This is a genomic window from Variovorax sp. HJSM1_2, assembly GCF_049316285.1.
In the GTDB taxonomy this organism is placed as follows: domain Bacteria; phylum Pseudomonadota; class Gammaproteobacteria; order Burkholderiales; family Burkholderiaceae_C; genus Rhodoferax_B.
In genome coordinates, this window is the sequence record NZ_JBMOXA010000053.1 from 1 (window position 1) to 11,243 (window position 11,243).

At 61.6% G+C, this 11,243-nt stretch carries 7 protein-coding genes, 1 tRNA gene and 1 pseudogene; 3 read left to right on the forward strand and 6 right to left on the reverse strand.

The features are described 5' to 3' along the window. The 4 genes and pseudogenes from ACFQ95_RS25730 to ACFQ95_RS25745 form a co-directional block, all read right to left on the reverse strand. A pseudogene (locus ACFQ95_RS25730) lies at positions 1-242 on the reverse strand (tripartite tricarboxylate transporter substrate binding protein); the annotation flags it as partial. A 37-nt stretch (positions 243-279) separates the two neighbouring features. After that, positions 280-1,140 (reverse strand): fumarylacetoacetate hydrolase family protein, encoded by an 861-nt coding sequence (locus ACFQ95_RS25735; RefSeq protein ID WP_422835787.1) that lies wholly within the window; start codon positions 1,138-1,140, stop codon positions 280-282. A 24-nt stretch (positions 1,141-1,164) separates the two neighbouring features. Further along, a complete protein-coding gene (locus ACFQ95_RS25740; protein WP_422835789.1) occupies positions 1,165-2,103 on the reverse strand; it encodes a VOC family protein in 939 nt (312 codons plus the stop codon). Then, positions 2,103-3,785 (reverse strand): FAD-dependent monooxygenase, encoded by a 1,683-nt coding sequence (locus ACFQ95_RS25745; RefSeq protein ID WP_422835791.1) that lies wholly within the window; start codon positions 3,783-3,785, stop codon positions 2,103-2,105. Before ACFQ95_RS25745 ends, ACFQ95_RS25740 begins: the two co-directional genes overlap by 1 nt. A 125-nt stretch (positions 3,786-3,910) precedes the next feature. Between ACFQ95_RS25745 and ACFQ95_RS25750 the strand changes: the two genes are divergently transcribed. Next, positions 3,911-4,810, forward strand: coding sequence for a LysR substrate-binding domain-containing protein (locus tag ACFQ95_RS25750; RefSeq protein ID WP_422835793.1), 900 nt, complete (start codon positions 3,911-3,913; stop codon positions 4,808-4,810). Positions 4,811-4,854: 44 nt separating this feature from the next. On the opposite strand, the gene ACFQ95_RS25755 is transcribed toward ACFQ95_RS25750, so the two are convergent. Further along, positions 4,855-7,041, reverse strand: coding sequence for a diguanylate cyclase domain-containing protein (locus ACFQ95_RS25755; RefSeq protein ID WP_422835795.1), 2,187 nt, complete (start codon positions 7,039-7,041; stop codon positions 4,855-4,857). A 327-nt stretch (positions 7,042-7,368) separates the two neighbouring features. Here ACFQ95_RS25755 and ACFQ95_RS25760 point away from each other — a divergent pair, with 327 nt between their 5' ends. Together ACFQ95_RS25760 and ACFQ95_RS25765 are read left to right on the forward strand one after the other, a co-directional pair. After that, on the forward strand, positions 7,369-10,752 hold the full coding sequence (locus tag ACFQ95_RS25760; protein ID WP_422835797.1) for an EAL domain-containing protein: 3,384 nt from the start codon (positions 7,369-7,371) through the stop codon (positions 10,750-10,752). 136 nt (positions 10,753-10,888) lie between these two features. Continuing rightward, entirely contained in the window at positions 10,889-11,089 is a 201-nt protein-coding gene (locus tag ACFQ95_RS25765) for a hypothetical protein (RefSeq protein WP_422835799.1), read from the forward strand. A 77-nt stretch (positions 11,090-11,166) separates the two neighbouring features. Here ACFQ95_RS25765 and ACFQ95_RS25770 read toward each other — a convergent pair. Continuing rightward, positions 11,167-11,243: transfer RNA gene (locus ACFQ95_RS25770), tRNA-Met, on the reverse strand.

Genomic DNA, 11,243 nt, shown 5'->3' on the forward strand with positions numbered 1-11,243 from the left:
ACCGCGCCCGCACCACCGGGCTTGGGGTCGACCACCACCGGCATGCTCCAGCGGGTTTGCAGTTTGTCGGCCACCAGGCGAGCGACCACGTCGGGGCCGCTGCCCGAGGGCAGGGTGCTGGTGATGCGCACCGGGCCTTTGACGTGGGTCGGGGCTTGCGCCCAGGCAGCCGTGCCCAGCAGCGTGAGTGCGCCCAGGGCACTGAGTTTCAGTCCGGTTTTCAGGCAGTCGCGTCGTTGCATTTTTTGTCTCCTGTTTATTTTTTTTCGGTGTGTAGTCTTACGACTCGTCGACGATGGGATTGCGCAGTGTGCCAATGCCTTCGACTTCGATCTCGCACACATCGCCCGGCTTCATCCACACCTGCGGGCTGCGGGCCAGGCCTACGCCAGACGGTGTGCCGGTGATGATGATGTCGCCCGGCTGCAGCGCCATGCCTTCGGAGCAGGCGGCCACCAGGGTGGCCACGTCGAAGATCATGTCGCGGGTGTTGGCGTCCTGCAGGGTTTTGCCGTTCAGGCGGCAGCTGATGCGCAGGCCGGCGGCACCTGGGGGCAACTCGTCGGCGGTCACAAACTCGGGGCCGAAGCCGCCGGTGGCGTCAAAGTTTTTGCCCCACATCCATTGGCCGGATCGGGTCTGGTAGTCGCGTATCGAGCCGTCGTTGAAGATGGAGTATCCAGCCACATGTTCCAGCGCGCGCTCTTTGGAGATGTAGCGGCCGCCCTTGCCAATCACCGCCACCACTTCCGCTTCATAGTCGAATTGGTGCGACACATGTGGACGCACCAGCGGCTGGCCGTGTGCCACCCAGGACGACACAAAGCGCTGAAAAATCACCGGGTGGCGCGGCAGGTCGAACTTGCTTTCCTTGGCGTGGTCTATGTAGTTCAGGCCTATGGCAAAGGCCTTGGTGGGGTTGGCCACGGGGGGCAGCAGCGTGATGTTTTCCAAACCGAAACGGGTACCGGCGCGCGCGGCGGCGGCGCGCGCCGCCGCCATGCCGGCATCGCCTTGCCGCAGCAGTTCGTCCAGTGTGGCGGGCAGGCCGTCGGCCGTCAGGTCGACCACGGTGTCGCCGTTGCGAACGCCCAGGCGCGGGGTTTTGTCGGTGGGGTGGAGGAAGGCAAGTAGTCTCATGGTTTCTCTCGGGTCAAAAAATTTTCAAGGAGCCGGGTATTCGTGGTTGGTGATGAAGTCGGGCGGCGGTGGCGGGCCCCAGACGTACAGCGCATCGGCGGGCGGGTGGTCGGCCGCAGGCCATTCGAGGCCGGGCGGAATGAAGTCGATGCCGCAGGAATATTCACAAAAGCTGCCCCAGGGATCGCGCACGTAGTGAAAGTGGTTAGAGCCCAGCACATGCCGGCCCAGGCCCCAGCCCTGGTCCCAGCCGGCGGCGCGCATTTGCTCGGCGCCCAGGCCAACTTCGTCCGCGCTGCCCACGTCCCAACTGCTGTGGTGCAGGCCGGGCGCGTGGCTCTTGGCAAAGGCCAGCAGGTGGTGGTCGCTGCCGTGGGGCGTGTGGATGAAGGCGATGATTTCGCCGGAGCGGTCCGACAGGCGCAGGCCTAACACCTCGGCGCAGAAACGCGTCATGGCAGGCACATCGGGCGTGAAGCGCAGGATGTGCGAGAGGTAACGCGGACGCACGGGCTTGGTTTGGCTGCGCGGGTGCGCGGCCGCTTGGCCGGGCTGCGTTGGGGTGGTGGGCGAAGGGACGGTGGCCGCAGAGGGCGACACCTTGTCCGTCACCAAAATCTGCGCGGGAATGCCATCGGGTTCGCGCAGCCAAAAGCCCTGCTGGGTGTCGGCCATACCACGCGCGTGGGCCGGGCAGTCGATCAGCGCGCCTGCGGCGGCGGCACGGCTGTGCAGGGCGTCGATCTCACGCGCATAGGCGCCGTAACTCACATACAGCAGGCGCTTGGGGCCGCCGTGCTGCAGCACCGTGCCCCAGGTATGCGCGTGGCCGAAGGTGCGCAAGGCCAGGCTGCCGTCGAGTGGCACCACGTCCAAGCCGAAGGCCGTGTAGAAGCTTTGCGCCTCAGCCAGGTCGGGCACCGAAAACACGAAGCGGTGTACGGAGTGGACGGCGGCGTTCATCAATTCACCTCCAGTGCGGCGGCTGCAGATGTTTTGGATGCTTGTGCCAAGCGGCCAGTGATGTGCGCCAGCAGTCCATCGATTGGGGCGGGCAGGCTGTCGCCACGCCAGGCCACGTGTTGGTCGGGGCGGATCAGTGTGTAGCGCGTGGGATAGAGCTCGGCGATGCCTGCTTCTTCAGCTCGCAAGATTTGTAGCGGCACACGCAGTTGCAGAGCGCGCTGGCGGGCATTTTCGATCTCGTCTTTGGGGGCCGATGGGTGGGCCAGCAAGGTCAGGCCGCTGCCAAAGTGGTCGTACAGCGAGCTGCCGTCGTGCCGCCACGCGTGTGGCGCCAGGGCGCCGGGCCGCGAAGTCGGGCGGTAGTTGATGAAGTCGTGCCCGGGGGCGGGGCTGCCGTCAGCCACGATCACCGGCGAGTGGTCGTAGCGGTAGCCCAGCACCACACCCAGCGTGGCGAATTCGCGTATCTTGGCGCTCTGGATGCGCGCGCCCACGCTTTGGCGTATGGCGGCACCGGCGGGGCTGTCGGCGTCCATGCCGTCCTGCCACAGTTGGCGGCCCAGCAAGGTGTGGTTGGCCACGGCCTCGTCGAGCACCAGTTGGTGCACCGGGCGGCGTTCGGCCTCAAAGCTGGCGAGCAGTGTTTCACCGCCCCAGCCCTGCAGCACGGCGGCGATCTTCCAGCCCAGATCGACACCGTCGCTGACACCCATGTTCATGCCGTAGCCGCCAAATGGCGGGTGCAGGTGGCAAGCGTCGCCAGCCAAAAAGACGCGGCCGCTGCGGTACTGGTTGCCGAGAAACTGGCTGGCCACCCATTCGTCGGTGGACAACACTTCATAGGGCAAATCGATGCCAGTGGCGCGGCGGATCAGATCGGGTGCATCGGCCGGCTGCAGCTTCACGCTGGGGTCGACCTGTGTGGGCATGAAGAACCATTTGTCGCCGCGGTCCATGGGGCCTATGAGGCTGGGCACGTCCTGGTTCACCTGCCAATACATGATGGCCGGGCCGTGCTGGTGCGCCTGCGCCAGTCCCGGCGCACGGAACACCACGTTGTAGTTGCGCGAGAGGCCGTAAGTGCCCTCGAGCTTGGCGCCCATGGCTTCGCGCACCAGGCTGCGCGCGCCATCGGCGCCCACCAGGTAGTCGGCGTGGATGTGGACTTGTTGCTTGGTGGTCAGGTCGCGTGCCACGGCATACACACCATCGTCACCTTGGGTGAACGACAGCAGCTCGCAGTTGAAGCGCAGCGCCACGCCGGGCAGTTTTTCTGCATGGGCGCGCATCACTTCTTCCACGCTGTACTGCGGAATCCACTGTGCGTGTTCCGAGTAAAGCGGGTTGCGGCCGGGAGCGCAGTAGAAAGCGTTCTCGAAACGCGTGAGTTCGGGGCCGGAGAGCTTGGTGCAGAACACCACGTTGGAGGGGTAGTCCAGCCCCAGCGGCGAGGCGGCGCGCAATTGTTTGGCTATGCCCCAGCGGCGCATGTGTTCGCGGGTGCGCACATTGGTGGTTTTGGCGCGGGGCGCGTAGCCCACGCGGTCGTTGCGTTCAATCAGCAGGCAGGGCACGGTGCGGCTGCCGAGTTCGATGGCGGTGGCCAGGCCTACCGGCCCGGCGCCAACGACCAATACCGGCACACGTACGATGTTGTGTGTTTCGTTGTTCTTGTCCACAGTCTTGTCTCCGTTTGTCTTGGGCACGTTCTGAGACTGGAATGTAGGGATCGCACCGGGATGCGTGAAGACGCTTTTTTTTGTAGAGTGATGCCGTTTATCTATCGCTCACAAAGTAAGCCACCATGAAATTCGCCGCCCTCAGAGACTTCCTCACCGTGGCAGAGCGCGGCAGCCTGCGCGCCGCCGCAAGGCAACTGGGCAACACCCAGCCGTCCATCAGCCGCAGCATCCAGGAACTGGAAAAAGAGCTGGGCGTGGCTTTGTTCGAGCGCCGTCCCAACGGTGTGGTGCTCACGCCCATGGGCGAGGTGTTTGAGCGGCGTGCCAGCTCGGTGCGCAACGAGCTGCGCCGTGCCAAGGAAGAGCTGGACCAACTGCGTGGTGAGGTGCATGGGCACCTGCGAGTGGCGCTGTCCAGCGTGGCGCACATCGCGCTGCTGCCGCACGCGCTGCGGCCGTTCAGGCTGAAGTACCCGGAGGTCTCGCTGGACATCCTGGATGCGGTGTTTCCCACCATCGAGGCCGACCTGAAGAGTGGTCACATCGATTGTTATGTGGGCCCCGCGCCGCTGGAGATCGCGCCCGAGTTGGCGATGGAAAAGCTGTTCGACAACACCCGGCTCATCATCTGCCGCAAAGGCCACCCGCTGGCGAACGCGCGCTCATTGAAAGAGCTGGCACAGGCCGAGTGGATCACCTCGTCCATTACCCACAAAGCCGAAGAAGAAATCGCCCCGCTGTTCGCGCAACACGGCCTGCCCGCGCCGCGCCTGGTGATGCAGGCGCATTCGGCGCTGACCTTTCTGAGTGGCGTGGTTTATTCAGACATGCTGATGATGGTGCCCGTGCAATGGACCCAATCGCCGCTGCTGCGCGACGCGGTGCACGCCATACAGATCAAGGAGCAGTTGCCCGCGCCTGCGGTCTGCCTAGTGCAACGCCACGGCCTGCCGCTGACACCCGCAGCCGAATATTTCTGCGACATGGTGCGGCGTGCGGTGCCACATCGGGACAAGTTGTAGGAAATGTAGAAAAGCGGCGCTTTTCGGTGAAGGCCAACCCGGTGTCAGCGCACCGAAACAGAAAACGCGTTTCGGCCGGCGGCCTTCACGGCGTAGAGCTGGGCGTCCGCAGCGTCGAGCAACTCTTCTCCAGTCAACACACATTTGTTGTCAAAAGCGACCCCGATGCTCATGGTCACCTGCAGTGATACGCGGCCATGCATGATGGGGTCGGCAAACTGGTGCACTACCTTGCGGGCGATGGATTCGGTTTCCTTTGCGTCTTCCAGCGCTTCCAGCAAGATCACAAATTCGTCTCCTGCCAGCCTCGCCACCATGTCGGCGGCGCGCACGGCAAGCTTCAGTCGGCGCGCCACTTCCTTCAAAACCGCGTCGCCCACCGCGTGGCCGTGGCTGTCGTTGATGCTCTTGAACCTGTCCACATCCAGAAAGAGCAGGGCGATGCCTCGGCCCGCACGCTTGGAGCGTGCAATGGCTTTTGGCAGGTGGGCTGTCAAACTGAGGCGGTTGTCCAGTCCCGTCAACGCGTCGGTGTGCAGCAATTGGGATAACTCTTGCTCCGTGCGTTTCAGGTCGGTGATGTCGGCACACAGAATAAAGATGCCGCGCACGACGCCTTCAGAAATCACATCCGGCACATAGGTGTTTTGCATGACACGTGTGCCACGCAGGGTTTCACGCTCTCCCACAAATTCCACCCGCTGGCCGGCCAACGCCCGCAGTACATAGGGGATGAGTTGTGCGTACAGCAATGGAGACCAGTGGTCGCTCAACTGCGTGCCCAGGATGGAAGACGCGGGCTGGCCAAACCATTGGGTGTAGGTCTCATTGACGAACATCACGTTTTGCGCGCTGTCGACGTAGGAAATCAAGGCCGGCACATTGTTGGTGATGGCCGCGAGGCTTCTTTGACTGGTCTCCAGGGCGAGCTTTTGCTGTTTCAGCAGCGTCTCTCGGGCGCGGTCGTGGGTGACATCGCGCATGGTGACGGCCAGGCCGGGCCCCAGCGGCACCACCTGCTGCACCACCCGCATATAGGCCCCCTGACGGGTCACCAAGGTGAACTCTTCTTCAAGCGGGGTGCCTGTGGTCAGGACTTTTTCATAGACCGCTTGCAGCGCGGGGCGCGCCGCCGCTGGTACCAGCGACAGGGCCGAGCGGCCTATCACCTTGTCGCGTCTGCGCTCCAGCCACTTGAGCGCACGCGGGTTGGCGTGGTCACAAATGAAGTCTGTCGACTTTCCGTCCTCAGCCGGTTTCGCCGAAAAAATGAAGAATGCGTCCAACTGGGCATCAGACGCCGCATGGAACCGGTCTTCCGCATCTTCGGCGCGCCATCGGCTGACTTGCAGGCGTTCGACCAAAACTAAAAAGGCCAGGCTGGCGACCAACACCACAAAGGTGCTGGCCCACAAAAAATCGGTGAGCTTGCCCCGGCGTTGAAAGTAACTGCTGAGCACCTCGTCTTGCGACAGCCCGGTGTAGGCGACCAAGCGGTATTGCGGCATGACGCGATACGCCATGTAGCGGTTGATGTTGTCGAGTTTGCTCGGGGTCAAATAGACGCCCGCTGGCGCTTTGCTGATTTGTTCCACCAGGAAGTTATTGCCCGCGCGCTCGCCAAACCACACTCTGTCACCAGAGCGCCGGGCACGAATCACCCAGTCGTCCAGCCCGGTCAAGCTCACCAGGCCGGATTTGCCGAACTGCGCCTCGGTATAGAAATTGGCCAGAAATGCGGGGTCGACCGTCGCGACGACAACGCCAGCAAAGGAGCCGTCAGCCTGCCTGCGCGCCAGGCTGAGATGGAGTACCCAGGATTGCGACACCCGCCCGAAGGTGGGTGCTCCTACATACAGGCCTTGGACTTTGCCATCGCGGTGCACTTGAAAGTAGGCCCTGTCAGCCGCTGACCCGGTGCTGGTGCGAGTGCTGCCCTGGTCAAGCGCTGCGGCCAGCAGCTTGCCTTCGGCGTCCAGCAGATAAAGGCTTTTGAGATCTGGCTGGTTGTTCAGCGACTGTCGCACCAACTGGGCGAGCGCGGGTTGAGCGGTTCCGTCGCCGCTGTTCAGTGCCACAAAACCGGCCAGTTGGCTGATTTGCTCCAGGCGCCGTGTGATGTGTGCTTCAAAGGCTTGGGTCGAGGCCTCGGAGCGGCGAAAGCTGAGTTCTTCGGTGCGCTGCCGGTCCAGGTCCATCAGCGCCAAGCCAGCGACCCACAGCACCGCCACGACCAAGATTCCGAAAAGCGGCAGACCCCAACGGAGAGCCAGAAGCACATGCCGCCGCGACATTGAGGACAAAAGCTGCCAATGCATTGCCGTCGAAGTAGGTCGTTTACGTCATTGCACCGCGAGCTTGAAAACCTGTCAACTCTTACAGGTGGTCTGCGGACCATGGCGCGTGGCCGATAGCCGCGCAAACCTCTAGTGAGACGTGGCTTTGGCGGTCGGCGGCGACGCCCTCCATCTGCAAGATATGAAACCCCAATGTGTAACTTCAATGGGTATGCGCTATAACGGCCGCACCAGACTTTTATTACTCTGGAGGGAGTTGACTTGTCCCCAACCCGAGGATTGCAATCGAGCTTCTCTCGCAAGGTTTTGATCGCATTTGGCGCGGCGGTCTTTGTTGTCGCCTCTCTCATCACGGCCATTTGGCGCATGGCGCAAGACGCCACCGACGCGGCAGACCTGGTGGCACGTACCCACCAGACACTGAACCTGATTGCACGAATCCGCGCCGATACCCTGGAGGTGAGTTTCACCACGCAGAATTTCCGCCTTTCTGGCGATAAAAAACTGCTGGAAGAGCGTGACAAGGTCATTGCGTCGCGAGAAGAAGCCTTGGTCCAGTTGAAGGAGTTGGTGGCTGGTGATGCGGGGCAATCCGAGCGCTGGCGCAATCTTCGAACAGTGATCGATCAACGTCTGGCGATTGCAAAACAAATTGGTGTTCTGCGGTCAACCCAGGGAGGAGAGGCTGCCGGTAGCTACGCTGCAGGTGCCGCGCTGCCAGAAACGCGCGAACGCAACTTTGCCTTGTTCCAGGACATGAACCAGCATGCACAGATCGCGTTGGAGCAGCACACGGCGCGCCAGCTTGAAAAGCAAAGAACGGTCTACGCCATCAGTGTCATGCTGGGGCTGTTATTGGCCGGACTGCTGGCACAGATCTACACCTTGATCCGCCGGCAGTTGAGGGACAACGAAAGGACCCAGCGCGCACTGGCCCAGAGCGAGGCAAGTTTGTCGACGACTTTGCGCTCGCTGGGAGACGCGGTGCTGGAGACCGATGCCGAGGGCCGTGTCACGCGCATGAACCCGGTGGCCGAGCGTTTGACTGGATGGCGAGGTGCCGACGCGCGCGGGCGTTTGGTGGATGAGGTGTTCCATGTCATCCATGAAAGTACGCGTTTGCCAACACAAGGGCCGGTTGCCAAAGTGATTGAAACGGGGGTGACGCAGGCCTTGTCCAACGACACCCTGTTGCTCCGGCCCGATGGCCGCGAGCTGCCGCTGGGCCACAGCGCAGCACCCGTGGTGGATGTTGCGGGCCAGGTCACTGGCGTGGTTTTGGTGTTTCGCGACATCACCGTCGAACATCTTGCTAAGCAAAGTATTCGGCAGCAGAACGCGGCGCTTGAACGCAATGTGAATGAACGAACACATGAGCTGCAGGAGATGCAGGAGCATCTGCGCAACATCATGAACAGTGTTCCCGCGATGATTGCCTACGTGGGGGCGGACCAGCGCTACGTCTACGTCAACGACCAGTATCTGGCGCGCTTCATGCCAGAAAGAAGCTCGATCACCGGCTTGAACATCCGTGAGGTGCTGGGCGAGACGCGTTATGCGATTGCGCAGGTGAATATCGAGCGGGTACTGAAGGGCGAAACCTTTCAGTACGACTACCAGCCAAGCCCAGCGTTATGGCAGTCGATCAATTACGTGCCCAAGCGCGACGCGCAGCGCAACGTGATCGGCTACTACGTGCTTGGCATAGACATTACCGAACGCAAGTTGAACGAGGAAAAAATCGGCAATCTGAACGCCGAGCTCAACCACCGCGTGCAGGAACTCGAGCGCGTCACACGGGCCTTGAAGACACTCAGCGCTGGCAATAGCGCCATGTTGCGTTCCACCGATGAAGCGCACTTGCTGGACTCGATGTGCCAGGCCATTGTGGAGGCCGGCGGCTACCCGATCGCCATGGTCTGGTACCGCTTGCACGACGAAGCGCAATCGACCCAGGTGGTGGCGGAAAGCGGCTATCTGCCGGGCATTCAGCGCTTGCAAAACCTCAGGACATCCTGGGCCGATGGGCCGCATGGCGGCGGAGCCATAGGCAAAGCCATCCGCACCGGCCTGCCCCAGGTGGCCAAGAACATGTTGACGGACCCGCACTACGCGCCGTGGCGAGAGCATCTGATGGGCAACGGTACCTGTATCGCATGCCCGCTGCATGTAGACGGTGAGGTGATTGGCTCACTCGCCATCTTTGCCGAAGAAGTCGATGCCTTTGGTGACGACGAGGTGCGGCTGTTGATGGCGTCGGCTGAGGACCTGGCGTTTGGCATCGCCAGCCAACGCGCGCGCGCGGCCCGTGCGGCTTCTGAGCTGGAGACGTTTCGTCTGACGCACATCGATGCGCTGACAGGGCTGGCGAACGGCACGTTCTTCATAGAGTTGCTGAACCAGGCGATTGACCATGGGAAAGAAAGCTCCAGGCCGTTCGTCGTACTGCAAACCAATATCGAGCGTTTGAGCGAAATCAATGACGCGTTAGGTTTTGCCCAAGGTGATGAGATGTTGACGGAGTTTGCCAAGCGGCTGCGCATGGTGGCGCCGGACGGCTCGGTTTTAGCGCGGCTGCGTGGTGATGAATTTGCCGTGCTGCTGAGGCAAGGCGACCGCGCCACTGCGGAGGCCATGGTGCAGCGCATCGAGAGCATCTTGGTCAAACCATTTCCGATTGGCGATATCGCCTTGGATGTCACCACCAAAACAGGCATCGTCGTCTATCCGCAGCACGGCAGCTCGGTGCATGATCTTCTGCGGCATGTTGACATTGCGGTGCGGCAGGCGAAACGAAGCCCCCATTCCCACGCCGTGTACGAGCCGCAATTGGACAGCGCCAGGCCCAAGCGTTTGAACATGGCGGGTGCGCTCAGGCGGGCGATTGACGCGGGCGACCTGATCCTGCACCTGCAGCCCAAAGTGGACATGCGCAGCCGCCAGATTGTTGGGGCCGAGGCGCTGGTGCGTTGGCCACACGCCGAACATGGCTTGATTCCGCCTATGCAGTTCATCGAGCTGGCCGAGCACACCGGCCTGATCAAACCCTTGACAGAACTGGTCATCGACAGGGCGGCCCAACTGATACAGGACTGGCAGAAGCAGGGCACGGCGCTACCGATCGCAGTCAATCTTTCGGCGAAAAACCTGCGTGACGAAAGCCTGGTGGCGCGCATCCGCCAACTGCATCAGAACTTTGCGATTCCACAAGGGTTTCTGGAACTGGAAATTACGGAAACGGCACTCATGGACGACGCTCCGCTGGCCATGCGAGTCCTCCAGGAGTTAAAGGACGAGGGTGTTCGCCTCTACATCGATGACTTCGGCACGGGCTACTCATCCCTGAGCTACCTGCAGAAATTACCGGTGGATTTCATCAAAATCGACCAATCGTTTATCCGTGGCATGTCGATCGACAAGGACTCGGGCTTGATCGTGCGATCAACGATTGACCTGACGCATGACCTGGGCCGTAAAACGGTAGCCGAAGGTGTGGAAACCCAAGGCGACTGGGACCGGTTGGCCCAGCTGGGCTGTGATGTCGCGCAGGGCTACTTCATTGCCAGGCCCATGCCTTCTGACCAGTTTGTCGTTTGGGCCTTCAACTATGGGCGCGGGCTGGAAGAGACGGGGCGCGCAGGCTGAGGCCGGGCCGGCCTGCTGCATCTACAACACAAGTGGCCTGGCAGTCCAGCCTGCGAGTTCACATTGCCGCAACGATCTTCGGCGTCGGGTGTTTCAAAATTCACATATCGAATTTGAAGATCTACCGAGGCCATCCATGCATCCATCCAACGCGGCAAGTATTTGCCAAACCACCAATCCATTGGCTGTACTGGAAATGCCCGTGATGCATGAGCAAATGCTGGGCGAACAGGGGGCAAGCAGCGAATTCAGCCCGGAGGAAGTCCATGTCATCGCCAGCACGCTGACGGTGATAGCGGTCTGTATGGCGTTGATCCTGTACCTGGCGATGTTCTGAAGGCAAAGCCCTTGCGCCAGTTTTGGGGCTGCCCAAAACAAAACCCGCCGTGCTTGCGCATTGCGGGTTTGGAAATTTGGTGGTGGTAGGTGGATTTGAACCACCGACTTCAGCATTATGAATGCTGCGCTCTAACCAACTGAGCTATACCACC

Excerpts from the sequence above, each read along its gene's own strand:
- ACFQ95_RS25735 (WP_422835787.1), bottom strand. The coding sequence starts at position 1,140 with ATGAGACTACTTGCCTTCCTCCACCCCACCGACAAAACCCCGCGCCTG.
- ACFQ95_RS25740 (WP_422835789.1), bottom strand. The coding sequence starts at position 2,103 with ATGAACGCCGCCGTCCACTCCGTACACCGCTTCGTGTTTTCGGTGCCC.
- ACFQ95_RS25750 (WP_422835793.1), top strand. The coding sequence starts at position 3,911 with ATGAAATTCGCCGCCCTCAGAGACTTCCTCACCGTGGCAGAGCGCGGC.
- ACFQ95_RS25765 (WP_422835799.1), top strand. The coding sequence starts at position 10,889 with ATGCATCCATCCAACGCGGCAAGTATTTGCCAAACCACCAATCCATTG.